General features: G+C 62.0%; 18 protein-coding genes. 13 read left to right on the top strand and 5 right to left on the bottom strand.

Going from position 1 to position 24,259, the window contains the following annotated elements; translation table 11 throughout:
* Positions 1-42: 42 nt before the first annotated feature.
* A complete protein-coding gene (gene pyrE / locus HYPGJ_RS17815) occupies positions 43-621 on the top strand; it encodes an orotate phosphoribosyltransferase (protein WP_046848568.1) in 579 nt (192 codons plus the stop codon).
* 171 nt (positions 622-792) lie between these two features.
* Here the strand turns inward: pyrE and HYPGJ_RS17810 are convergent, their stop codons facing one another.
* Together HYPGJ_RS17810 and HYPGJ_RS17805 are read right to left on the bottom strand one after the other, a co-directional pair.
* Positions 793-1,464, bottom strand: a complete 672-nt coding sequence (locus tag HYPGJ_RS17810; protein WP_046848567.1) for a dienelactone hydrolase family protein — start codon at positions 1,462-1,464, stop codon at positions 793-795.
* A 149-nt stretch (positions 1,465-1,613) separates the two neighbouring features.
* The gene (locus HYPGJ_RS17805) at positions 1,614-3,206 is read right to left on the bottom strand and encodes a phosphoenolpyruvate carboxykinase (RefSeq protein WP_046848566.1); all 1,593 of its coding nucleotides are present in this window, start codon (positions 3,204-3,206) and stop codon (positions 1,614-1,616) included.
* A 461-nt stretch (positions 3,207-3,667) separates the two neighbouring features.
* On the opposite strand from HYPGJ_RS17805, the gene HYPGJ_RS17800 reads away from it, so the two are divergent.
* From HYPGJ_RS17800 to HYPGJ_RS17780, 5 genes are all read left to right on the top strand, one after another.
* On the top strand, positions 3,668-4,372 hold the full coding sequence (locus HYPGJ_RS17800; RefSeq protein ID WP_013216255.1) for a response regulator transcription factor: 705 nt from the start codon (positions 3,668-3,670) through the stop codon (positions 4,370-4,372).
* A 28-nt stretch (positions 4,373-4,400) separates the two neighbouring features.
* A complete protein-coding gene (locus HYPGJ_RS17795) occupies positions 4,401-6,239 on the top strand; it encodes a stimulus-sensing domain-containing protein (RefSeq protein WP_046848565.1) in 1,839 nt (612 codons plus the stop codon).
* The gene (locus HYPGJ_RS17790) at positions 6,223-6,711 is read left to right on the top strand and encodes an HPr kinase/phosphatase C-terminal domain-containing protein (RefSeq protein WP_083984208.1); all 489 of its coding nucleotides are present in this window, start codon (positions 6,223-6,225) and stop codon (positions 6,709-6,711) included. The genes HYPGJ_RS17795 and HYPGJ_RS17790 overlap by 17 nt, the downstream gene beginning before the upstream one ends.
* A gap of 106 nt (positions 6,712-6,817) precedes the next feature.
* Positions 6,818-7,219, top strand: coding sequence for a PTS sugar transporter subunit IIA (locus tag HYPGJ_RS17785; protein ID WP_013216258.1), 402 nt, complete (start codon positions 6,818-6,820; stop codon positions 7,217-7,219).
* A gap of 14 nt (positions 7,220-7,233) precedes the next feature.
* A complete protein-coding gene (locus tag HYPGJ_RS17780) occupies positions 7,234-7,539 on the top strand; it encodes an HPr family phosphocarrier protein (RefSeq protein ID WP_013216259.1) in 306 nt (101 codons plus the stop codon).
* 76 nt (positions 7,540-7,615) lie between these two features.
* On the opposite strand, the gene HYPGJ_RS17775 is transcribed toward HYPGJ_RS17780, so the two are convergent.
* Positions 7,616-9,016 (bottom strand): TadE/TadG family type IV pilus assembly protein, encoded by a 1,401-nt coding sequence (locus HYPGJ_RS17775; RefSeq protein WP_046848563.1) that lies wholly within the window; start codon positions 9,014-9,016, stop codon positions 7,616-7,618.
* Positions 9,017-9,429: 413 nt separating this feature from the next.
* On the opposite strand from HYPGJ_RS17775, the gene ahcY reads away from it, so the two are divergent.
* The 7 genes from ahcY to trxA all read left to right on the top strand — a co-directional run bounded on the left by ahcY (position 9,430) and on the right by trxA (position 23,088).
* A complete protein-coding gene (gene ahcY / locus HYPGJ_RS17770) occupies positions 9,430-10,839 on the top strand; it encodes an adenosylhomocysteinase (RefSeq protein ID WP_046848562.1) in 1,410 nt (469 codons plus the stop codon).
* A 271-nt stretch (positions 10,840-11,110) separates the two neighbouring features.
* Complete coding sequence (locus HYPGJ_RS17765; protein WP_046848561.1) at positions 11,111-13,621, top strand: PAS domain-containing sensor histidine kinase; 2,511 nt, start codon at positions 11,111-11,113, stop codon at positions 13,619-13,621.
* Between the two features lie 12 nt (positions 13,622-13,633).
* Positions 13,634-15,175, top strand: a complete 1,542-nt coding sequence (tsaE, locus tag HYPGJ_RS17760) for a tRNA (adenosine(37)-N6)-threonylcarbamoyltransferase complex ATPase subunit type 1 TsaE (RefSeq protein WP_046848560.1) — start codon at positions 13,634-13,636, stop codon at positions 15,173-15,175.
* A 22-nt stretch (positions 15,176-15,197) separates the two neighbouring features.
* Positions 15,198-15,953: a nucleotidyltransferase family protein gene (locus HYPGJ_RS17755; protein ID WP_046848559.1), complete on the top strand. Its 756-nt coding sequence runs from the start codon at positions 15,198-15,200 to the stop codon at positions 15,951-15,953.
* Positions 15,953-19,069, top strand: coding sequence for a double-strand break repair protein AddB (gene addB / locus HYPGJ_RS17750; protein WP_046848558.1), 3,117 nt, complete (start codon positions 15,953-15,955; stop codon positions 19,067-19,069). Before HYPGJ_RS17755 ends, addB begins: the two co-directional genes overlap by 1 nt.
* Positions 19,066-22,656: a double-strand break repair helicase AddA gene (gene addA, locus HYPGJ_RS17745; protein WP_046848557.1), complete on the top strand. Its 3,591-nt coding sequence runs from the start codon at positions 19,066-19,068 to the stop codon at positions 22,654-22,656. The genes addB and addA overlap by 4 nt, the downstream gene beginning before the upstream one ends.
* A gap of 99 nt (positions 22,657-22,755) precedes the next feature.
* Positions 22,756-23,088 carry a thioredoxin gene (gene trxA / locus HYPGJ_RS17740; protein ID WP_013216267.1) on the top strand — a complete coding sequence of 111 codons (333 nt, stop codon included), beginning with the start codon at positions 22,756-22,758 and terminating at the stop codon, positions 23,086-23,088.
* An 85-nt stretch (positions 23,089-23,173) separates the two neighbouring features.
* On the opposite strand, the gene HYPGJ_RS17735 is transcribed toward trxA, so the two are convergent.
* Entirely contained in the window at positions 23,174-23,773 is a 600-nt protein-coding gene (locus tag HYPGJ_RS17735) for a cysteine hydrolase family protein (protein ID WP_046848556.1), read from the bottom strand.
* 49 nt (positions 23,774-23,822) lie between these two features.
* Positions 23,823-24,251, bottom strand: a complete 429-nt coding sequence (locus HYPGJ_RS17730) for a DUF779 domain-containing protein (RefSeq protein WP_013216269.1) — start codon at positions 24,249-24,251, stop codon at positions 23,823-23,825.
* Positions 24,252-24,259 lie beyond the last annotated feature (8 nt).

Raw genomic sequence — 24,259 nt, 5'->3', positions numbered from 1 at the left:
TGCGCATCCTGAACCGAAAAACGCAAGAGGCGCTTCTATCGCATGGCAGAAAAACCGTCTGACGCCGCGGGCAAGCGCGCGCGCCTGATCGAGCTCATAAAGTCGCGGTCGTTCCAGGAGGGGCCGGCGTTCAAGCTGGCGTCCGGCAAGACCTCGCCGTTTTACTTCAACATGAAGCCGACCATGCTCGACAGCGAGGGCGCGTTTCTGATTGCGTCTCTGATCCTGGACGAGATCGAAGGCGTCGACGCGGACCTGATCGGCGGGCTCGAGATGGGCGCGGTGCCGATCGCGTCGAGCGTTGCGGCCATCGCCCATACGCGCGGACGCAAGCTGCCGGCGTTCTTCGTCAGGAAGCAGGCGAAAGAGCACGGCACGCGGGCGCTGGTCGAAGGTCTCGCGAAGACCGAGCATCTGGCAGGCAAGAAGGTCATCGTCGTCGAGGACGTCACGACGACGGGCGGCTCGGCCCTCAAGGCTGCGGAAGCGCTGAAGGCGGAGGGCGCGACGGTCGTGCGCGTCATCACCATTGTCGATCGGCTCGACGGCGCGATGCAGACATTCTCCGACGCGGGCTTTTTGTTCACGCCACTTCTGACGCTGGAAGATTTCCGCAGCTAAGTCGGGCCGGGTGTGCTCATCGAAATGCGCCAGCGGCGTGCGGAGTCAAACTCGACGATCACGTCTGCATCTTCTCTCCACCCCTGGCCCCTCCCCGTTGGGGAGGGGAATTGAGCCGCTCGCTGGGCTGGCTAAGCTAGTCAGGTTCCAATTGAAGCAAGCGGCGCCGCGCTAGCCTAGATGCTTCGTCAGGAAGTTGCGGACGCGGCCCCAGGCAAGCTCAGCCGACTGGCGGTCGTGCACTGAGCGCTGCTCGTTCATGAAGGCGTGGCTTGCATCGTAGCGGAAGGCCTCGAACGGTTTACCGGCGGCCTTCATGCCCGCCTCGAACTCATCGGCTTTTTCGGGCGTGACGAAATCATCCTCGCTCGCGAAATGCGCCTGCAGAGGAATTTTGACGTCGGCCGGCTTTGCGACCGTGTCGGGCGGCAATCCATAAAACGCGATGCCGGCCGAAAATTCCGGTACGCGCGCGGCGGCGAGCACGGCCACCGCGCCGCCCATGCAGAAGCCGCACACCGCGACTTTGGGGCTTGAAACCAGGAGATACTGCGCGGCGCCACGCACGAGCTGATCGGTCGCCTCGAGAAAGTTCAGCGAGTTCATCTCGCGGCCGGCGGCGTCGGTGTCGTGATAGGGAATGACCGTGCCGGCGTAGAGATCGGGGGCCAACGCATCGTAGCCCGCCAGCGCAAAGCGATCGCAGATGCCCTTGATCTGGTCCTGCAGTCCCCACCATTCCTGGATGACGACGACGCCGGGCGCATTCGCTGCCGCCGACTTCGCGAGATAGCCGTCGCCCGTCTTGCCGTCGGGGCGCGTGAAGGAAATCCGAGTACCCATTGCCGCTGTCTCCAAGCCGCTGCGTCGTCTGCGGATTTTCTATTCGCGACAGCGGCAATGATCAACGTACAGCGAGCAAGTTGCTCGGCCGTACGGCCTTGGACGCAAGATGGCCGGGTCAAGCCCGGCCACGGGATCGATCTTGGAACTTACTCCGCAGCGACGGCGCGGCCGACGGATGGTCCCGCGTTGAGAACGTCGGCACCGACGTGACGGGCAAACTTCGCGAAGTTCTCATGGAACATCGCCGCGAGTTTCGCTGCGGCCTCGTCATAGGCTTTCGGATTGGCCCAGGTCTCGCGCGGCGTCATGACCTTCGGGTCGATGCCCTGAGGAGTGAGCGGCACCTGGAAGCCGAAGACCGGATCGACGCGCATCGGCTGATCCTTGAGCGCGCCCGAGAGCGCGGCATCGAGGAGCCCACGCGTGACCTTGATCGGCATGCGCGTTCCTTCGCCGTACTTGCCGCCGGTCCAACCGGTGTTGACCAGCCAACAGTCGACCTTGTGGTCGGCGATCAGCTGGCGCAGCAGGTTGCCGTAGACGCTCGGATGGCGCGGCATGAAGGGTGCGCCGAAACACGTCGAGAACGTCGGCTTGGGCTCGTTACCCATGCCTTTCTCGGTCCCCGCAACCTTCGCCGTGAAGCCCGAGAGGAAATGATACATCGCCTGGCTTGGGGTCAGCTTTGCGATCGGCGGCAGCACGCCGAACGCGTCCGCGGTCAGCATCACGATGTTTTTCGGATGGCCTGCGGTGCCCGTCGGGCTGGCGTTGGCGATAGCTTCGAGCGGATAGGCCGATCGCGCGTTCTCAGCGAGCCGATTGTCGTCGAAATCGGGAAGGCGCGTGACCGGATCGATGACGACGTTTTCGAGCACCGTCGCGAAACGGTTCGATGCCTGCCAGATCTCGGGCTCGGCGGATTTCGACAGGCGAATGGTCTTGGCGTAGCAGCCGCCCTCGAAATTGAAGATGCCTTTTTCCGACCAGCCGTGTTCGTCGTCGCCTAAAAGCTCGCGGCGCGGGTCGGCGGAGAGCGTCGTCTTGCCAGTGCCGGAAAGGCCGAAGAACACGGCGGAATCGCCGTCCTTGCCGACGTTCGCCGAGCAATGCATCGGCATGACGCCTTTGGACGGGAGAATGTAGTTCAGGAACGAGAACACGCTCTTCTTGATTTCGCCAGCGTAGCTGGTGCCGCCAATCAGAACGATGCGCCGCGAGAAATCGCAGGCAATCACGGTTTCCGTTCGCGTGCCGTGATAGAGCGGCGCGGCGCGGAAGCTCGGCAGATCGACGACGGTGAATTCGGGAACGAAACTTTCAAGTTCGGAGGCTTCCGGTCGGCGCAGCAGATGCCGAATGAAAAGCGAGTGCCACGCGTATTCCGTCACGATGCGCGTATTCAGACGATGACCGGCATCGGCGCCTGCGAACAGATCTTCGACGTAAATTTCCTTATGGGCGGCAAATGCGATGAAATCCGCGAGCAGACGGTCGAATTGCTCCGGCGTCATTGCCTTGGCGTTGTCCCACCAGATCGCCTGATCGGTCTCGCGATCACGCACGATATATTTGTCTTCGGCAGAGCGTCCGGTGTGCTGGCCGGTCTCGACGACGACGGCCCCGCTGGCAGCTAAACGTCCTTCATCTCGCCGGATGATTGCTTCGATCAGCTCCGCCTCGCGCAAATTCCGACGAATCTTCTGACTTGGCGCGATCGGAAACAATTGGATAGTCATTACGGAGTTTACCCCTGCCAGTCCGAACACGGCGGAGTGCCGGCCGGACGATCATTTCGCAAATGACACGGATGCATTCGGTTCGAACGCTGGTGCGTGTGCTACGGGCCTAACAAGACAGTTCAGCTGCTTAAGAAACCAAAACGGCATTCTCAAGCTGTGCGATGGTCTTAGCCGTCCTGCCGCATGACAGAAAATGTAACACTATGTTACCGCTTAAAATATTCGAAGACTGTATGTCGAGCAACAGGCGCAATGCAGCGAGTAATGTTTTGGTCACTGCAAAATTTTGCGCAAGAATTCGTTCGGCTTTGCTTGCGGTTACGACTTAGGTCGCATATTCAGGTCGCATTCAGCCTTTGGCGTCCATTGGACGTAGCGCCACAATTGGTCCACCATCCCGCCATAAGCGCCAGATGCGGCGCGGCGAGGACCACCGCTCCGGGGCTTGAGAGGAAAATATGAAGGAAAAGAGCACCATCGCACTCGTCGACGACGAGCGGAATATTTTGACGTCGTTGAGAATGGCCCTGGAAGCGGAAGGCTATAAGGTTCGGACCTACGGCGACGGCGTTTCGGCGCTCGAAGCGCTGACGGAAGAACCGGCGGATCTCGGCATCTTCGACATCAAGATGCCACGCATGGACGGGATGGAATTGCTCCGCCGAGTTCGTCAGCAGTCGACGATGCCGGTGATTTTCCTGACCTCGAAGGACGAGGAAATCGACGAACTGTTCGGCCTCAAGATGGGCGCCGACGATTATATCGCCAAGCCGTTTTCCCAGCGCCTGATCGTCGAGCGCGTGAAAGCCGTTCTGCGCCGCGTTTCTCCCAAGGATGGTGCGACAGTCGAAGACGAGGCCAAGCGCGTTCTCGAGCGCGGCAAGCTCAAGCTCGATCCGGAGCGTCACACCTGCCATTGGGACAGCAAGCCCGTCACGCTGACGGTGACCGAATTCCTCATTCTGCAGGCACTCGCGACACGGCCGGGAGTCGTCAAAACGCGCGACGCTCTGATGGACGCCGCTTACGACGATCAGGTTTATGTCGACGACCGCACGATCGACAGCCACATCAAGCGGCTGCGCAAGAAGTTCAAACAGGTCGATGACGATTTCGACGTGATCGAGACGCTTTACGGCGTCGGCTACCGCTTCAAAGAATAGTGGGCACGCCGCCGTCAATGGGGATTGGATGGCGCTCGACAGCAATGACATAGCTGTAGGCGCGACGATTGCCGGCGCTAACGCGCCGCAGCAGTCCGCGACCGATGCTGAGCCTCGCCTCGACGCCCGCCAAGTCTTCAAGTCGGCGCTGAGCGGCGCGGGCCGGCTGATTTCGCGCGGGTGGATCTCACGCGCCATCGGCAAGAGCCTGCGGCGGCGCATCCTGCTCGCGAACCTGCTCGGCCTTGCCGGCCTGCTGTTCGCGATGCTCTATCTCAGCCTGCATCACGGCTGGCTTCTTGATGCGAAAGTCGACGTCGTCAAAACGGTGTCGCGCATCACGTCGGAGGCGATTGCGTATCGCGCAGTCAACGAGCGCGCGATTTTCGATCCGAACCGGCTGCCGGAAAAGACGACGACGTGGGCGCAGCGCGACGACGCGTTTGCCGCGTTCGAGTTGCCGATCGATCCGCATCAGGCCGCCGTCGTGCTGAGAAAGCTCGTGGGACCGGCGAGCCTCAAGGCGCGCATCTATTCCACGAAAGGCACGCTGATCCTCAACAGCGAGACGCTGTTCTCCGACGATCCGAAATCCAATACGGGCGCGGATAACAGCCAGACGCCGCGTCTCAAGAACTTCTGGACGCGGCTCAACTACTGGGTGATCAACAAGGAACTGAAAGTCTACCGCGAACTCGGCACGACGAACGGCTTCCTTTATCCGGAAGTCAAGAACGCCGCGCAACGCGGTGTCGAAACGCCGATTCTGCTGCTGAACAAACGCGGGCAGCAGATCGTGTCGATGGCAGAGCCGATCAAGCGCGGCAACAAGATCCTCGGCGTGCTGCTCGTTTCAACAAAGCCCGGCGACATCGACGACGTTCTCTGGGACGAGCGCTGGCTGATCCTTCAGATCGCCGCGATGGCGCTGCTCGTCGCTATCGGCAGCTCGCTGGTGCTCGAACGAACGGTCGCGGTGCCGATGCGGAGATTGTCGGAAGCCGCGTATGACGTGACGCAGAACATTTCTGCGCGTCAGGAGATTCCTGATCTGACGGAACGGCGCGACGAGGTCGGCCAGACAAGCCGTGCCTTCGTGGCGATGACGAACGCGCTCTACCGGCGCATCGAGGGCAGCGAGAGATTTGCCGCCGACGTGGCGCACGAACTGAAAAATCCGCTGGCCGCCGCCCGATCGACTGCCGAAGCGATGGCCTACGCCAAGACCGATGCCGACCGGATGGAACTGGTCACCGAAATCCAGAGCGAGCTGAAGCGCCTCAACCGGCTGATCAACGACATCTCGAGCACATCGCGGCTCGATGCAGAGCTGGCGCGCCAGCATATGGAAACCGTGGACGTGCGTGGCGTCCTGGAGAGCGTCAACAGCCTGTTCACCGACATGCTTGCCGACGACAACCGGAAGATCGCCCTCATCATCGATCCGGCGCCACCGTCCTCCTACAAGGTACGCGGCAACGACGGCCGGCTCGGCCAAGTCTTCACGAACCTGATCGACAACGCGCTGTCCTTCTCGCCGGAGGGCGGCAAGATCACCGTGCGCGCACGCCCGAACGGGAGCAAGATCGAGATCACCATCGAAGACGAAGGGCCCGGCATTCCTCCCGACAAACTCGGTCAGATCTTCGACCGCTTCTACAGCGACCGGCCGCAAACCGATGCGAAGCGCGGCAAGAATTCGGGGCTCGGGCTTTCGATTTCGCGCGAGATCGTCGTCAGTCATCACGGCGAGATTTTCGCGGAGAACCGGGCACAGAACGGATCGGCGAGCATGAGCGGCGCACGCTTCACGGTGCGCTTGCCGCTCATCGCGAATGTTGGAGACGGCCTTGCGCGACGAAGCTGATCGCGTGCATGCCACGGCTATCGCAGTCGGCGATCGCGGCGTGCTGATCCGCGGCCCGTCCGGTTCCGGGAAATCCGACCTCGCACTTCGATGTCTCGCGCACGGCCCCTCGGCGCTGCTGCGCGATCCCGTGCAGCTCGTCGCTGACGACCAGGTTATTCTAAAGAGCGATTGGTCGCACGGTTCGTCACGCCTTTGCGCGACGGCCCCTCAGACACTTCGCGGCAAGATCGAAGTTCGTGGCGTCGGCATCCTGGAGGTTGCTGTCCGCGCTGCAGTCGACATCGTGTTGATCGCCGATATCGCGCGCGAAGGCTCGATCGAGCGGTATCCGGACCCGTGGCCCACGGTCGTGCTGTGCGGCGTCAAAGTCCCCGCCATCCGGCTTTTACCTTTTGAAAGCTCAGCGCCGCTGAAAATATTCGCCGCTCTTGACATGGCCGGCCTGCCACGTATCGAGGTTAAGGAGTAAGTTCGCCTACAAAGCCCTTGCGCGGGGGGCGAACAGTTGCCACCTTCCGCGCCATATGGCGAAGCATACGAAGCTGTCGCCGAATGAGGTTTAACGGCCGGCGCTCATGATCGGACTTGTCATCGTCACGCATGGCGGCCTTGCCCAGGAATTCCGCAACGCGCTGGAACATGTGGTGGGCGCGCAAACCGCGATGGAAACGATCGCGATCGGCCCCGAGGACGACATGGAGGCGCGCCGGATCGATATTCTCAATGCCGTGCGCTCGGTCGACGGCGGCGACGGGGTCATCATCCTGACGGACATGTTCGGCGGCACGCCATCGAATCTTGCGATCTCGGTGATGGATGAAGCGAAGGCCGAGGTGATCGCAGGCATCAGCCTTCCGATTTTGGTCAAACTGGCCAGCGTCCGCGGCGAGGTCCCACTGCCCGAGGCGGTGATCATGGCGCGCGACGCCGGAAAGAAATACATCAAGGTCGCGAGCCAAGAGCTTTCCGGCGGTTGATGCGCGAGAAAACAATGCCCGAACTGTCCAATACCCTTAGACCCGAAGCCGTCGTCACTATTCGCAACATCAAGGGATTGCACGCCCGCGCATCGGCCAAGTTCGTGAAATGCGCCGAGCGCTACGATGCGACCGTAACCGTCACGCATCACGGGCAATCGGTTGGCGGAACCTCCATCATGGGGTTGATGATGCTGGCCGCAAGTCCGGGTTCCGAACTGCACATCGTCGCCATCGGCCCACAAGGGCCGGAAGCTCTGCAGGCGCTCGTTTGTCTTGTCGAAGCGGGCTTCGACGAGGAGTGTGTCGGCGACGCCTGATGCCACGCGAAGCTTCACATAACAAAAAGGGACGCCGATGAGCGTCCCTTTTGTTTTTGTTTCGTGTGCTTCCGGATTACTGCGACAGATAAAGCGTCGAAATTTTCAACGCGATGTCGCGGAATGCGGCTTTCAGGGCATCGCCCGTCGTCGAGTTGTAGAAGTGCGATGAGTCCGTGGCGCACTTCGACAGCGTGTCGATCGCGGTCTGGTTATCGAGCTGGAATCCGACCGTGTAGACCTCGATGCCTTTGGCTTTCATAGCGGTGCACTGAGAAATGGCCTGCGCGCTGGAGCAAACACCGTTCGCGGCACTCGGACATTTCGTCAGAGAACTGGAATTGTCCGGCACGCCGTTGGTCGTGTACTGAGTATTATACTCACCGTCCGTCATGAGCACTGCGATTTTGCGCAGGTTGTCGGTATTGTACGCCGCCGGCGTGCTGGACGCCGAGGGCCACAGCGACGACCAGTTCGGCGCAAGCATGTACCAGGCCCAGGCCGTGCCGATGTGCCCCGCCGTGCTGCCAGCGGTCGACAAGCCGTTCACTTTCGAAAGCAACGTCGACTTATCGCTCGTCAGGGGCAGGACTTCGGCACTCGATGCCACGTCGCAGGTCGGGCTGTAGGTCGTTTTGCCATTTTTCGTCGAGCTGGTGTTGTGCACCATCACGTATTTTCCCGAAGCCGGAGCGGCGTCGGTATATTTTTCAGTTCCAGTGCGCTCGACCACGCACGGATACGTTGTCGAGGTGGTTCCGGTCGCCTTCTTGAAGGCGGCAGCGGGAAGCCGCACGTCGTAGGCAAAGGGCACGATTGCGACCTTGGACGTGAATTTGCTTTGGTCCGTCCAGACAACAATGTTGAGCAAGTCGCTGGCCGCGGCCTTCATATCCGTCAGCTTCTGCCCCCTCATCGAGCCCGTGATGTCGAGCATCATCGCGATCTCGAGATTGAGTTCGGCGTTGCCGCCGACTGCGAGAACGGCCTTCGAATAATCCGACCCATCCTTGCGCAGGATCGGCAGCGATCCTGTACCGGCTAGCCCCATGAATGGCGTGGTGATGACCGCATTGCCCGTCGTCACCATTGCTGTGGCATTGTCCGCAATGGCGAAGTTGATCGTGTCGTTGGTCAGGGAGAGGCGATTTTTCGTCGCCTGCGCATAATAGCTTTGCGCGACCTTGAGAGCCGCCGCCTGATCGCCGCCATTCGTCTGCAGTGCGCGGGCGCCCGCAAGAACAGCCGCGTCGGTCGCCGCGATCGTCTGGCTACGTGCGTTGACGAAGCGTCCGTAATCAACCGCGAGGCCGATCATCGCAAACAGGACGAGCGCCATTAGTCCGAAAAGAATTGCAACGTCACCGCGCGTATCGCGCGAGAACTTCTCCATCGCGCGGCTGCCCGCAACTTTCAAACCAACAATGGCGGCATACGGTTTTCGCGCCGGCCACCTGGAACCACGACCGCTTGTCATCGCCGTCTCCTAAGCGTTTTACTTTCGCGGAGGCTAACGACGAAGTCATTTAAAGCGAATTAATACGAAAATACACCATTAGAGTGAGCTTAACAGCCGGATATCCTGTTAAATACAATTCATTTCAAATTTTATACTTTTATATAACTTAAAATACATCATTACTGCATAGTAAAATAAAAACAATCATTTGGCCCAACTGACAAATTTGATGCTGAGCGGTCGTCGGTCTGATCCGGGGCTCGCAGAGACATAAAGACTTGTTTATATGTTGTTGCGCCATCCGGCCGAGTTCGGTATACGGTGCTCCGACCAGCCCCAAAAAAAAGCGGATGCGACATTTTTGCGGCGAGAGGATCATCACGGCCGCGCGCTTCAAGCGTCCGGTCCGGCCACCGCGCTGAGGAGCACACATGAGTTCGAAGTTCACGGACTACATCGTCAAGGATCTGAGCCTGGCGGAGTGGGGCCGCAAGGAAATCGCGATCGCCGAGACGGAAATGCCCGGCCTCATGGCGACGCGTGAGGAGTACGGCACCTCGAAGCCGCTCAAGGGCGCTCGCATCGCGGGCTCGCTTCATATGACGATTCAGACCGCCGTGCTGATCGAAACGCTCGCAGCCCTCGGCGCCGACATCCGCTGGGTGTCGTGCAACATCTATTCGACCCAGGACCATGCGGCCGCCGCGATCGCCGCCGCCGGCATTCCGGTCTTCGCCTGGAAGGGCGAAAGCCTCGTCGAATACTGGGATTACACGCGCAAGCTCTTTGAGTGGGGCGACGGCGGCGTGCCGAACATGATCCTCGACGACGGCGGCGACGCGACGCTGTTCGTCCACCTCGGCCTGCGCGCCGAAACCGGCGATACCGGCTTCCTCGACAAGGCGGGCTCGGAAGAAGAAGAGGTTCTTTTCGCGCTCATTAAGAAGACGCTGAAAGAGAAGCCCAAGGGCTGGTTCGCGACCGTTGCAACCAACATCAAGGGCGTTTCGGAAGAAACGACGACGGGCGTGCACCGTCTCTACGAAATGCAGAAGAACGGCACGCTGCTGTTCCCGGCGATCAACGTCAACGACAGCGTCACGAAGTCGAAATTCGACAACCTGTATGGCTGCCGTGAAAGCCTCGTCGACGGCATCCGTCGCGGCACCGACGTCATGATGGCCGGCAAGATCGCCATGGTTGCGGGCTTCGGCGACGTTGGCAAAGGCTCGGCCGCATCACTGCGCAACGCCGGCTGCCGCGTCATGGTCTCCGAGATCGACCCGATCTGCGCCCTGCAGGCGGCGATGGAAGGCTATGAGGTCGTGACGATGGAAGACGCCGCGCCGCGCGCCGACATCTTCGTGACCGCGACGGGCAACAAGGACATCATCACGGTCGACCACATGCGGGCGATGAAAGACCGTGCGATCGTCTGCAACATCGGCCACTTCGACAACGAGATTCAGATCGCGGGTCTCAAAAACTTCAAGTGGAACAACATCAAGCCGCAGGTCGACGAAATTGAGTTCCCGACGGGCCGCCGCATCATCCTCCTGTCTGAAGGACGGCTGGTGAACCTCGGCAATGCGATGGGACATCCCTCGTTCGTCATGTCGGCGTCGTTCACGAACCAGACGCTGGCGCAGATCGAGCTGTTCACGAACCACGGCAAGTATCACAAGGAAGTCTATACGTTGCCGAAGCACCTCGACGAAAAGGTCGCCATGCTGCACCTGTCGAAGATCGGCGTGAACCTCACCAAGCTGCGTCCCGATCAGGCGGCCTATATCGGCGTCAAGACGGAAGGCCCGTTCAAGCCCGACCACTACCGCTACTAAGGCCAAGCGGGGCGCCGGGTGATCCGCATCAGACTTCGAAAAGGGGCTTCTGCTGAAGCCCCTTTTCTTTTGCAGCCGCCAGCCGCACTCGGCCATCGCGGCGCGGGGGAAACACTTAAGAACCGTTTCGTCCTAACGGCTTGACCGCGCTGGCGATACCGCCCGGCGCGCCCCATACTGCCGCTGATTCGTACTGCGTCGTTCGAAGCGATAAAGCGTTCGTGCCGCCCATCTCAGGCGCGCGGGCGCCTATGCGGCTGCAGTGGGACGGATGCGCCTTTCATACCCTCAAGATCCGAAGCTGACCACGCGGCTGCAGCTGGCGCTGTTGCTCATCGCTGCCATGGCCTGTGTCGCGATGATGCTGGCGGGTTTTGTGAACGGGCACGGCATCGGCTCGGTCGACTTCGATTTCCGTCACACGTGGTTGTTCCTAACGGTCGCTGTCGGCGCGCTTGCGGCTATCGGCGTCATCTGGCGCATGGGCAGCGTCGCGCGGCGCGAGGCACGAGCCGCGAAGTCCGAAAGCGTGCACCTGCGCCGAAATCTTGCCGCCGCCGATGCGATCATCCGCGCCGAGCCGCAAGTACTGGTGTTCTGGGAGCAAGGACAGGCGGTCCGCATCGTTTCGCATACGCTCGCGAGCGTTCCAGGGTTGCCGGAGCATCACGCGGAGATCCTGCGTTTCGGTCAGTGGCTCGAAAGCACGTCGGCGCATTCGCTCAAAGCCGCGCTCGACAAGCTTTTCGTCAACGGCCGCTCATTCAGCATCATTCTGAAGACGATCGCAGGCGGCATCATCGAGGCTGAAGGACGGGCGGCGGGCGGTCGGGCGGTTCTGCGCCTCAAGGAAGTCTCCGGCTACAAGCTCGAGATCGCTCGCATCGAAGATCAGCACGCAACGCTTGCGCGCGATATCCGATCGAGCCGCGCGCTTCTCAACACCTTGCCGATGCCCGTCTGGCTGCGCGGGGTCGATAACCGCCTGATCTGGGTGAATGCCGCCTACGTCCAGGCTGTCGACGCCAAGAGCGAAATCGAAGTCCTCGAACATCAAATCGAATTACTGGAAGGCCGGCAGCGCAAGTCGGTGTCACGCGCACTCGCCGCTGGGCAGACGTACCGATCGCGCATTCACCTCGTGTCGGGCGGCGAACGCAAGGCGCACGAGGTCGTCGTGCTTCCCGTCGATGGCATGACCGCCGGCGCCGCCGTCGACGTCACGGACATCGAAAGTGCGCAAGGCGAATTGGAGCGGCAAAGCTCGGCTTACGACCGCACGCTCGATCGCGTCGAGACTGCCGTCGCGATTTTCAGCCCCGATCACAAGCTCGCATTTTACAATGCCGCTTTCGCAAAGCTCTGGTCGCTCGATACGGACTGGCTCGCGTCGCATCCGAGCGACAACGTCATTCTCGACCGGCTGCGCGAGATCGGCGTGCTCGAACCGGTCGTCAATCATCGCGATTGGAAGGCGCAAGTCCTCGCCTGCTACCAGACAGGAACGCCGTTCGACGACACCTGGAATTTGACGGACGGCCGCATTCTTCATGTCATGGCCGAACAGCGCCCGGACGGCGGCGTTACGTTCCTGTTCGCGGACGAAACCGAACGCCTGTCGCTCGAAAGCCGTTATAACGCGTTGATCGACGTGCAGCGCGAAACACTCAACAGCCTCAAGGAAGGCGTTGCGGTGTTCGGCACCAACGGCCGCTTGAAGCTGTTCAACAAAGCCTTCTGCAACATCTGGCACATGCAGCAGAAGCGCCTCGCCGAGCTACCGCATGTCGGCGAAGTCATTGCCGCCGCGCAGACGCTTCATCCCAATAACGATACGTGGCGGCGCATCGGACACGCGGTCACGGCATTTCTGGACGAACGCGAGACGTTCTCAGGACAGATGACGCGCGATGACGGCGTCGTGGTCGATTACGCCTTGATGCCTCTCCCCGATGGCGCGACGCTCATGACGTTCGCCGACGTGACCGACGCGAAGCGCGCCGAACGCGCCCTCGTCGAACGCAACGAAGCACTCGTTGCCGCCGACCGCCTGAAGACGAATTTCATCGGTCACATCTCTTACGAACTTCGGACGCCGCTCAACAGCATCATCGGATTTTCCGACATGCTGGCGAGTCCGCTTTTCGGCGATCTCAACGCCAAGCAGCGCGAATATCTCGCCGACATCATGTCGTCGTCGAAGACGCTGCTCGCGATCATCAACGACATTCTCGATCTCGCGACCATCGACGCCGGCGCGCTGCAGCTGAAGCCGACACCCGTCGGCGTGCGCGCGTTGATCGACGCCGCCATCCTCGGCATCCGCGAGCGCGCCGTTCGCAACCGCCTCACCATAGAGATCGCAGTCGCAGACGAAGTGAACGAATTCGTCGCCGATGAAGCACGCATGCGGCAGGTCCTCTACAATCTGCTCTCGAACGCGGTCGGCTTTTCGAAGGTTAACGGCACGGTACGGCTCGCCTGCTGGAGCGAAAACGGCACCATCATCTTCCGGGTCGAAGATGACGGCGTCGGCATTCCGAAAGACCGTATCGGCCGCATTTTCGACCGCTTCGAAAGTCAAAGCCACGGCTCCGATCATCGCGGCGCAGGTCTCGGCCTTTCTATCGTCAAAAGCCTGGTGGAATTGCACGGCGGCACGATAGAAGTCTTTTCCGAGGAAAACCGCGGCACGCGCGTAACGGTGCGGCTTCCGGAACATCCGGTCAGTCCGACCGGCGACGTTCCGGAGTGGCTGGCAGGCGGCGGGCGCGCAGCTTAAGTTCAAGGTCCGATGAGTTCATTTCAGTTTCGCGATCTGTCCGAGAACGATGTCGTCCGCCTCGCCGACGAGATCGCGTTTTTTCTTCAGCCCGGCGATACGCTGTGTCTCGAAGGCGACCTCGGCGCGGGCAAATCCACGTTCGCACGCGCTCTGATCCGCGCGTTGTCCGGCGATCCCTCGCTCGACGTTCCGAGCCCGACCTTCACGTTGACGCAAAGCTACGAGACGCCGCGTTTCGAAGTCGCGCATTTCGATCTCTACCGCCTCACCGATCCGGAAGACATCGACGAGCTTGGACTCGAGTCCGCGTTGACCCGAGGCGTTGCCGTTATCGAATGGCCGTCGCGCGGCGGCGATCGCATCCCAGAAGATCACGTCGCGATGCTGCTCGAAGAAGGCGACAGCGAAACTCTGCGAACGGTTACCATCACGTCGGCAGCGTCGCTCATCGAACGGCTACAGCGGCTCTCTGCGATCCGCGCGTTCGTCGAAGTCTCGGGATGGGGCGGACCGGAAACGCGCCTCGTCTACTTGCAGGGCGACGCTTCGCCCCGGCGTTATGCGCGCCTCACCAAGGCCGATGGCGCACGCGCGCTTCTCGTCGATTCCCCTCGCCGCCCCGATGGCCCACCGATCCGCGACGGAAAGCCGTACAGCGCCATCGCGCATCTCGCGGAAGATGTGACGGCGTTCGTCGCCATCGCCAATGCGTTGCGCGAAGCTGGAGTTTCGACACCTAAAATCCTCGCCGAAGATTATGCGCAAGGTCTGCTGATCGTCGAGGATTTCGGCGACAAGGTTTTCGGTGCGGAAGTGCAGCGTGGCGCGGACCAGAAAGCTCTGTGGCGGCGCGCAACGGATGCGCTGATAGCTTTGCAGGCCGTTCCGCCACAGCAACACATTCGCTTGCTGGACGGCTCCAGCTTCACGCTGCCCGACGCCGACGAAGCCGTGCTCGAGATCGAAACGCAACTGCTGCTCGACTGGTATTGGCCCGCGTTGCACGGAAGCCCGGCGCCTCAAGCCGCACGAGATGAATTCACCGCCGAGTGGCGGCGCGTTTTCAAACGCGTCTTGCAACAGCCGCGCTCATGGCTGCTGCGCGATTATCATTCGCCGAACCTGATCGCGCTCGATGACCGCGCAGCGCCGCGCGATGTTGGAATCATCGACTTCCAGGACGCGATGCGCGGACCGGCGGCTTACGACCTCGTCTCGTTGCTGCAGGACGCGCGAATCGATGTTGCCGAGGACATCGAACGGGATCTGCTCGAGCATTATCTCGCGGCGATGACGAAACGCGACGCCGCTTTCGATTCGCAGGAATTCCGTTTCGCCTATGCGGCCCTCGGCGCCGAGCGGAACACGAAAATCCTTGGCATTTTCGCACGCCTCGCGATGCGTGACGGCAAGCGGCAATACCTCGCGCATCTGCCAAGGATCTGGGGGTATCTCGAACGCGATCTCCGGCATGAGGGGTTGCTGACACTTTTGGCGTGGTATGACCGGAACCTGCCTCCGAAGCTCAGGGCGCAACCACTGACGATTTAACCGAATTCCGGAGAACTCGCCGATGACCTCCACGAAGCGCCCGACCAGCGCCTTTGTGCTCGCCGCCGGAAAAGGCGAGAGGATGCGGCCCTTGACGGAGACACGGCCGAAGCCCCTCGTCCCGGTTGCCGGAACGCCGCTGATCGATCAGGTGCTCGATCGTCTGGCCGATGCGCACATCACGGACGCGATCGTCAACGTCCATTACCTCGCCGATCAGATCGAGGACCATCTTCGAACCCGCAAGACTCCCAAGATCACCATCTCCGACGAACGCGGCGAATTGCTCGATACCGGAGGCGGCGTCGCAAAGGCTCTTCCGAAGTTGGGCAACGCACCGTTCCTCATTCACAACTCCGACTCGATCTGGGTCGAGGGCATGGGGTCCAATCTCGACCGTCTGATCGACGCCTGGGATGACGCGACGATGGACAGCCTGATGCTGGTCGCGCCGATCGCAACGAGCGTCGGTTACGACGGCGCTGGCGATTTCCAGATGGACGCTTCCGGACGACTGACGCGGCAGACCGGCGCGCGTCTCGCGCCGTTCGTTTTTGCGGGCGTCTCGATTGCGCATCCGAGGCTTTTCGACGGCGCGCCGAAGAGCGCATTCTCGCTCAACCGGCCCTGGAATACCGCCATCGAGAAAGGTCGACTGTTCGGCGTGCGGCTCGAAGGAATTTGGATGCACGTCGGAACGCCGTCCGCAATCGCCGAAGCAGAAAATGCGATCGCGAATTCGATGACGGCAGGCTCGACGCTTCCGGGAGAAGACTGATGGCTGCGAACATTTTCACGCTGCCTCCCGGCGTGCCGTTCCTCAAGGCCGTCGCACGCGCTATCCTGAACGGCGACCTTCCTGCACCGGGCGGCGCCGCACCCGATCTGCTCAAGCTGCCGAACATCACGCTGCTTCTGCCGACGCGGCGCGCCGCCCGGACTGCACGCGACGCGTTTCTGTCGGTCGCGAACACGCCTGCGATCATCATGCCGCGCATCCGGCCGATCTCGGAAGGCGATGACGATCGTTCGCTGATCTCGTCTCTCGCAGGCGATGGTCTGTCGAGTGCTTCGGCGCTCGATCAACCGCCCGCAATCGATCCGCTCGACCGAACGCTGATTCTGATGCAGCTGATCAGCCATTGGCGCGCGACGATGGCGCAGTCGGATGCCGACAGAAGTTCTGGCTCGACGCCAGCCCAGTCTGCGCGTCTCGCGGCCGAACTCGGCAAGCTCATGGACGACATCGAGCGTGAGAACGTCTCGCTCTCGGACATTCAAAATCTGGTTCCGGAAACCTACGCCGAGCACTGGCAGAAGACTGTCGACTTTCTCAAGATCGTGACCGAGTTCTGGCCAGCGCATCTCGAAGCCAGCGGCATGACCTCGCCCGAAGCACGCCGCAACGCGCTGATCCTCGCCGAGGCCGAGCGCATCACGAAGCTCGCGCCGGACGAGATCGTAATCGTCGCCGGCATTACGGGGTCAATACCCGCGACCGTTGAATTGATGCGCGCGGTAGCCGCTCGTCCGTCGGGCGCCATCGTGCTTCCCGCGCTGGATCAATCGCTCGACGATGCCAGCTGGAACGCGATCGTTTCCGGCCATCCTGAGCATCCGCAATTCGGCTTGAAGAAATTGTTGGACGGGCTCGACGTCGAACGTGGCGCGGTGCTCACGCTACCGGGATTTGAGGCTGGCGCTGTTGACCGGACGCGCTCGGCCTTCGTCAGCGAATCCATGCGTCCGTCGTCTTCGACCGATCAATGGCATCGCTATGCGACGACCGCCGACAAAGCGCAGCTCGAGAAAGCCCTTGCCGGGATATCTCTGATCGAAGCGCCGTCGGCTCAGGATGAAGCTGAAACCGTTGCGCTGATTTTGCGGGAAGCTATCGAGACGCCTGGCCAGACTGCCGCTCTCGTTTCTCCCGATCGTCTTCTTGCGCGGCGTGTCGCGATCCGACTCGAAGCGTGGGGCATCCGCGTCGACGACAGCGCCGGACGGCCATTCGCGAAAACGGCGCCCGGAGCTTTCCTGGCGCTCGTCATCGGCGCGATGGTCAGCGAGTTCGCTCCGGCGGAAACGATGGCCCTGCTCCGGCACCCGTTGTGCAGGCTGAAATTCAATGCATTCGACATCCGCAAATATGCGCGGGCGCTGGAGATCAGCGCGTTCCGGACGTCGTACCTCGGGCATGGACTCGACGGCATTCAGGCGGCGCTCGAAACTGCCGACCGCGATCGCGCGGAAAAGAAACGCATGCACCCGGCCGCGCGCAGGCTCTGGGCCGAGGATTGCGACGGCGCGCGCGAGCTTGTCGCGCGTTTGGCCTCTGCGTTTCAACCCTTGGCCGACCTATATGCGGCGAGCGGCGAGCGGACGTTAGCGGAATTCGCGCGTGCGCATGCCGAAGCCGCGGAGGCGCTTGCGCAGCTGCCGGATGACGACGCTGCGGCAGAGGCATCCGCCAATCCGCTCTGGCAAGGCGAGGCCGGAGATACGGCGTCGCGCTTTTTTGCGAAGCTTCTGGATGACGCAACGCCAGCCGTCGCCATTTCGGCAGCCGACTATGCCGATCTCTACGCGACGCTGCTGGCCCGCGAGAACGTACGCGAGCGGACGGCGGTTCATCCGCGCATTTCCATCTGGGGACCGTTCGAGGCGCGTCTGCAGCAACCGGATGTTCTCGTGCTCGGTTCGCTCAACGAGGGAACCTGGCCGGAAGCCGCGGAGCCCGGCGCGTGGCTCAATCGTCCGATGCGGCGCGATCTCGGATTGCCGTCTCCGGAAGAAGAGATCGGCCGCGCCGCGCACGATTTCACCTCGCTGCTCGGAGCGAAAACGATCTATCTGACGCGCGCCGAAAAGGTCGATGGCGTGCCGACCGTGCCGTCGCGCTGGCTGATGCGCATGCGCGCGCTGCTCAAGGGCATGAAGCTCGAGAGCGTGCTCGCCGCCGACAAGCCCTGGCTTGCTTGGGCGCGCGCGCGCGACCGGATCGTTGGCAAGCGCATCGCCATCAAGCCGCCGGAACCGCGCCCCGTGCTGGCGCTCAGACCGCGCCGGATGAGCGTCACCGACATCGAACGCTGGATCGCAAATCCTTACGCGACGTATGCGCGCCATATCCTGAAGCTCGAACCCTTGCCGCCTCTCGGCGCGTCGCCGGACGCGAGCCTGCGCGGTGCGCTCGTGCACGACGTTCTTTCGCAGTTCGCCAACGCGTTTCCGGATCGTCTGCCGGACGATCCGCTCGCGGAACTCGAAAAGATCGCGGCGGACGTGCTGCAAACCTACACGGGCAACGCGCGCATCGCCGCGTTCTGGATGCCGCGGCTGAAACGCTTTCTCTCGTGGTTCGCGGAGGGCGAAGAGAAACGGCGCGAGGGCGTTCGCAGCGTCATCGCCGAAATCTCCGGAGCCCTCGTGCTTGCGCCGACGCCGGAACCGTTCACGCTCACGGCGCGCGCCGACAGGATCGACGACACGGGCTCGGCCGTCATCATCACCGATTACAAGACCGGCGCCATTCCGAAGCAGGAGTGGGTCGAGAATGGACGCTCGCCGCAGTTGCCGCTCGAAGCCGCGATCGCGCTTGGAGAAACCGGATTTCCCAATCTCGCGGGACGCACGGTCGAGGCGCTTCGCTACATTCGCGCGTCGGGTGGTGAACCGGCGGGCGAAGAACGCGCAATCAAGTCGAACGATATCGGAACGCTCGCGGCGCAAGCGCGCCAAGGTCTCGAACGTTTGATTGCCGAATTCGACGATCCGGCGACGCCTTATCGCGCGCTTCGCCGTCCAAGCTACAGCTACGACTATGATGCCTACGCACAATTGGCGCGCGTCGCCGAATGGTCCGCCCATGTCGATGAGGAGGCGGCACAATGAACCTCGAAACCAAACGTCTTTCGCTCGATGCGTTGCGCGCAGAGACGGACCGCCACCAGGGCAACGCCGCCGATCCGCTCGCCTCCGCGTGGGTCAGGGCCAACGCGGGGACGGGCAAGACGCACGTTCTGACGTTGCGCGTTCTGCGCTTGCTCCTCGCCGGAACGTCGCCCGAAAAAATTCTTTGCCTCACCTATACGAAAGCCGCCGCGGCGGAGATGTCGCGCCGCGTCTTCGATCGTCTGGCCGGATGGGTCACGGCGGACGAAAAAGAGTTGGAAAAAGACATTCGCAAAGTGACCGGCGGCGACGTGTCTGTCGAAACGCTGCAACTGGCGCGGCGGCTTTTCGCCAACGCGATCGAAACGCCGGGCGGCCTCAAGGTTCAGACGATCCACGCATTCGCCGAACGTTTGCTGCAAAGGTTTCCGCTCGAAGCCGGTGTGCCGCCCGACTTCAAAATTCTCGATGACGCCGCCGCCGGCGATCTCAAGGCGCGCGCCATCGAGCAGACACTGCTCGACGCCACGTCCGAGCCTGAGACGCCGCTCGGACGCGCGCTCGACGTGATCGTGCGTTATGCGACGGATACGCAGTTCGACAAGCTGATCAGCAATGCCGTCGAGGAACGCCGCTGGCTGGACGTCGCGAACCGGCGCGAGGCCAAAGCTGGCGCGACGCTCGCCGACGTCGCGGAGATCGAAAGGCATCTGCGTCAGAGTCTCGGCGTCCGCGCAGCAATTGCGGTTCGAGAGCTGCACGAGGAATGCGCGTACGTTCTTTCCGAAAGCGATCTGCGGGAGCTGACCGAGCACCTTGCGACCGGCAAGGCGAACGATACTGGCCACGTGCCGACGCTGCAAATGGCTGCCGGGCTGACGGATGCGCAGCGTCGCTTCGAAGCGCTTTCCGGATACTTTCTCACCGCGACCGGCGAGCCGCGCAAATCGCTGATGACGAAGGCGCTTGCGTCGGCGAAACCCGGCCTCAACGATCGCTGTCTCGCCGCGCAGCAGCGTCTCTTCGCGCTTTCTAAAGAACTGAAAGCTCTGTCGCTCGTCGAATCCTCGATGGCGCTCTACGTCGTTGCCGGTATCATCCTGCACCGCTACACGGAAGCGCGCCGCAGCGCGGGTGCGCTCGATTTCGCCGATCTCATTCTGAAGACAAAATCGCTGCTCGAAGGCGACGGCGGGCAAGCGCAATGGGTGCTCTTCAAGCTCGACGGCGGTCTCGACCACATCCTCGTCGACGAAGCGCAGGACACAAGCCCGGAACAATGGGACATTGTCAAAGCGCTGGCGCACGAATTCTTTATGGGAGCCGCCACGCGTGACGGTTCGCCTCGGACAGTCTTCGCCGTCGGTGACGAAAAGCAGTCGATCTATTCGTTCCAGGGCGCCGATCCGAAGATGTTCGCCGACGCGGGCATCCGATTCGCAGCTCTTGCGCGCGATGCCGGCCTCATCTGGAAGCCGATCGAACTCACGATGTCGTTCCGCACGGTGACGCCGGTTCTGGCGGCCGTCGACGCGGTGTTCGCCGACGCCGCGAAGACGCCAGGACTGACGGCCGGAGGACCGCCGCCGAAGCACAACGCCATTCGACTTGGCCATGCCGGTCTCGTCGAAATGTGGCCGACCGAAAAACCCGACGACCTCAACGCCGCCGATCCGTGGGCGCCGCTGTCGGACACGAGCGAGCACTCGCCCGCCAACCGGCTTGCTGAACGCATCGCGGACACGATCAAAGGCTGGCTCGATCGCGGCGAACGGTTGGAGTCGCAGGGACGCGAAATCCGTGCCGGCGATATTTTGATCCTGGTGCGCAAGCGCTATCCGTTCGCCGTGCCAATGGTCGCGGCCTTGAAGCGGCGCGGCATCGCAGTGGCGGGATCGGATCGCATCGCGCTCACCGATCAGATCGCCGTGCAGGATCTCATGGCACTCGGCGACTTTCTCATCCTGCCCGAAGACGATCTCGCGCTCGCGGCTGTCCTGAAAGGTCCGATCTTCGGTTTTGATGACGATGATCTGCTGGCGATTGCGCCGGGACGCAAAAGCAAGACGCTTTGGTCGGCCCTGCTCGACAGCACCGGGGTCAAACCCGAATACAAGGATGCGGCGGAGACCTTGAAGCGATGGCGCGCCAAGGCCGACTTCACGCCGCCGTTCGAGTTCTTCTCGAGCGTGCTCGATCGCGACGGGGCGCGCGAGAAGATGCTGCGCCGCCTCGGGCCGGAAGCCGCCGACGTCATCGACGAGTTTCTCGATCTTGCCTTGAGCTATGATGACGGCACGCCGCCGTCGCTTACGCAGTTTCTTGCCGAGTTGCGCGCCATCGCGCCGGAAGTGAAGCGCGACATGGATCATGGCCGCGACGAAGTTCGCGTCATGACGGTGCACGGCGCGAAAGGTCTCGAAGCTCCGATCGTGTTCCTTCCCGACACATGCACGACGGCATCCGGCGACCTCTCGGCCGCGAGCCTCGTTCGGTTGTCCGGCCTTCCGCGGCCCGACCACATTCCTGAGCCGATCGTGTGGACGGTCAAGGGCACGTCGCGGCTTGAAGCCGTCACCATCGCGCGGCGCGAACGCGAAGCGCGCGAGCACGAGGAGCGCAATCGTCTGCTGTACGTGGCGATGACGCGCGCGCGCGACCGGCTCTACATCGCGGGCTTCGAAGGCAAGAAAGGCCGCGCCGAGTCCTGCTGGTACGATGCGATTTCGGAAGCGCTCCTCCCTGTCGCGGAAGAGATCGACGACAACGGCAAAAAGGTGTGGCGCATCGAAACGGCGCAGACCGCCGAACTCGACCAATCGCGCGGCGAGAAAACTCGTCAGCTCGAAAGCGAGGAAAGACCTGCCTTCGCGTCGGAGCGTGCGCGGCCGGAACCAAAACTGTCGGTGCCACTCGCGCCGTCGCGTCTCGAGCCCTACGCGCCGGATGCGGAAGGTGAGCCAGTGATGCCAGCCAAAGCCGATGCCGCCGCCACGTACGATGCACCGTCGCCGCTCGCTGGAAACAGCGAGCATCGCTTCCTGCGCGGGACGCTGACGCATGCGCTGTTGCAGCATCTTCCGTCCGTGGCAGCGAGCGGACGCGAGGCCATCGCAACCGCGTTCGTCGCCAAACGCGGCGCTGTACTGTCGCGAAAGGCGCGCGACGGCATCGTCCGCGAGACGCTGGCTATTCTGTCGTCGGCGGATTTCGCGCCCCTGTTCGGCCCCAACAGCATGGCCGAGGTTCCGATCGCGGCCGTCATTCCGCGTCCTAGCGGCTCGGGGCCGGCGCTGGACCTCTCGGGCCAGATCGACAGGTTGGCCGTGACCGACGATGAGGTCTTGATCGTCGACTATAAAACCAACCGTCCGCCGCCCTCGGAAGTCCGGTTTGTCGCGCCTGCCTATCTCTACCAGCTAGCGGCCTACAGGCTGGCGCTTGGGGAGATTTATCCCGGCCGCCGCGTCAAGGCAGCGCTGCTCTGGACGGATGGGCCGCGCCTCATGGAAGTTCCCGCCGATGTGCTCGACGGTTACCAATCACGGCTTTGGGACCTCGATGTCCAGAGTCTTGACGCTTCCTAACGAAGTACCTACCTCTGGGATCAGTTTTAAGGGTACGCGCGAGCGCTACTAAGCGGGTCCGGTTTCCCCCAACCCCCGGCCCGAAATGGAGAATAAACAATGGCTAACGCAGTAACAGACGCAAGCTTCGACGACGAAGTCTTAAAGTCGAACGAGCCGGTGCTCGTTGACTTCCACGCCACGTGGTGTGGACCCTGCAAGGCCATGGCTCCAGCTCTCGATCAGGTTGCCAAGGAGATGACCGGCAAGATCAAGGTCGTCAAAGTCGACGTCGACGAGAATCCGCGCGTGACCGGCACCTACGGCATTCGGGCCATGCCGACGCTGCTGATCTTCAAGGCTGGCAAGGTCGCCGCGCAGCACACCGGCGCGATCGTCCAGAAGAAGAAGCTCGAAGACTGGATCAATTCCAGCGTTGCAGCGTCCGTATAAATCCGCGCGACGTTCCGCAGAACGACAAAGGCCCCGCAGGTGCGGGGCCTTTTCATTTTTGGGGATGCTTCCGAACGTTTCGGAGCTAGTTCGAGATGTCGTCCGCGCTCGGCACGACGACGGCGAAGATGTCGTTCAGCGCCGTCAGGCTTGCTTCGTGCAAGTCCTTGGCTGACGTGACGCCTCCGGTCGGGCTCGGCAGAGAGCGCGTCGCCGTGGCGTTGCCGACGACCGTCGGGCGATAGCCGTGATTGAAGGCGGCGCGCGCCGTCGAGTTGACGCAGACGTGCGTCATGAAGCCGACGAGCGCAACGTCCTCAACTCCATAGCCCTTGAGAATCTCGTCGAGGTTCGTTTTCTCGAATGAGCTCGGATAGTTCTTGACGATGACCGGCTCGCCGTCGCGCGGCTTCACAGGGTCGGCAATGGCGCCGATGCGATCTTTGACGTCGTAAGGCGTGCCAGCGCCGGCGTCGTGTTGAATGTGAATGACGGGCCGGCCCGCATCGCGATAGCGCGCGAGAAGCTTCTCGCACTGGACCAGTGCGGGCTCGACGCCCTCAAGCTGCATGATTCCTTCGCGATACGTGTTCTGGCAATCGATCAGCACAAGGGCGGATTTTCCAACGGTCGTCGGCGTATTGCCCATGCCCGTGATCTCGCGAAGGGTCTTTGAAGCAGTCATGCGTTACTTCCCTAGTTATTTGTTTTCTCAATAATTGCTCGCCGCCAAATCAGACCGGCGGATGCTCTGCGCCCGTCGGCGGGGGGCCCTGGGCATCAAGCTCGTCGTTCTCCGCATCGGTAAATACGCGCGACCGCGTCAGAAAACGAACGCCTTCGGGAGACTCGACAGAAAATCCGGAACCGCGTCCCGGAACGACGTCGATGATCAGGTGCGTGTGCTGCCAGTATTCGAACTGCGACCGGCCCATGTAGAACGGCTGACCGCCGATCTCGCCCATGTAAACGTCCTGCGCTCCGACCTTGAATTCCTTGCGCGGATAGCACATCGGCGAGCTGCCGTCGCAGCAGCCGCCCGACTGATGGAACAACAACGGCCCGTGAAGCCCTTCGAGCTTCTTGATCAGATCTTGCGACGGCTGAGTGCACGAGACTCGCGTCGCCGTCGTCGCGGACTTTTCCGGGGTTACAACGGACATGCGCTTCC

This window comes from Hyphomicrobium sp. GJ21 (genome assembly GCF_001006785.1).
Lineage (GTDB): Bacteria > Pseudomonadota > Alphaproteobacteria > Rhizobiales > Hyphomicrobiaceae > Hyphomicrobium_B.
This window is presented reverse-complemented; position numbering and strand designations above follow the sequence as displayed.

Bases quoted from the DNA above. Each gene is read 5' to 3' on its own strand.
- HYPGJ_RS17785 (WP_013216258.1), top strand. From the start codon at position 6,818: ATGATCGGACTTGTCATCGTCACGCATGGCGGCCTTGCCCAGGAATTC.
- HYPGJ_RS17800 (WP_013216255.1), top strand. From the start codon at position 3,668: ATGAAGGAAAAGAGCACCATCGCACTCGTCGACGACGAGCGGAATATT.
- HYPGJ_RS17805 (WP_046848566.1), bottom strand. From the start codon at position 3,206: ATGACTATCCAATTGTTTCCGATCGCGCCAAGTCAGAAGATTCGTCGG.
- HYPGJ_RS17765 (WP_046848561.1), top strand. From the start codon at position 11,111: ATGCGCCTTTCATACCCTCAAGATCCGAAGCTGACCACGCGGCTGCAG.
- addA (WP_046848557.1), top strand. From the start codon at position 19,066: ATGAACCTCGAAACCAAACGTCTTTCGCTCGATGCGTTGCGCGCAGAG.
- tsaE (WP_046848560.1), top strand. From the start codon at position 13,634: ATGAGTTCATTTCAGTTTCGCGATCTGTCCGAGAACGATGTCGTCCGC.
- HYPGJ_RS17795 (WP_046848565.1), top strand. From the start codon at position 4,401: ATGGCGCTCGACAGCAATGACATAGCTGTAGGCGCGACGATTGCCGGC.
- HYPGJ_RS17810 (WP_046848567.1), bottom strand. From the start codon at position 1,464: ATGGGTACTCGGATTTCCTTCACGCGCCCCGACGGCAAGACGGGCGAC.
- HYPGJ_RS17730 (WP_013216269.1), bottom strand. From the start codon at position 24,251: ATGTCCGTTGTAACCCCGGAAAAGTCCGCGACGACGGCGACGCGAGTC.
- trxA (WP_013216267.1), top strand. From the start codon at position 22,756: ATGGCTAACGCAGTAACAGACGCAAGCTTCGACGACGAAGTCTTAAAG.
- HYPGJ_RS17775 (WP_046848563.1), bottom strand. From the start codon at position 9,016: ATGACAAGCGGTCGTGGTTCCAGGTGGCCGGCGCGAAAACCGTATGCC.
- HYPGJ_RS17735 (WP_046848556.1), bottom strand. From the start codon at position 23,773: ATGACTGCTTCAAAGACCCTTCGCGAGATCACGGGCATGGGCAATACG.
- HYPGJ_RS17755 (WP_046848559.1), top strand. From the start codon at position 15,198: ATGACCTCCACGAAGCGCCCGACCAGCGCCTTTGTGCTCGCCGCCGGA.
- pyrE (WP_046848568.1), top strand. From the start codon at position 43: ATGGCAGAAAAACCGTCTGACGCCGCGGGCAAGCGCGCGCGCCTGATC.
- HYPGJ_RS17780 (WP_013216259.1), top strand. From the start codon at position 7,234: ATGCCCGAACTGTCCAATACCCTTAGACCCGAAGCCGTCGTCACTATT.
- ahcY (WP_046848562.1), top strand. From the start codon at position 9,430: ATGAGTTCGAAGTTCACGGACTACATCGTCAAGGATCTGAGCCTGGCG.
- addB (WP_046848558.1), top strand. From the start codon at position 15,953: ATGGCTGCGAACATTTTCACGCTGCCTCCCGGCGTGCCGTTCCTCAAG.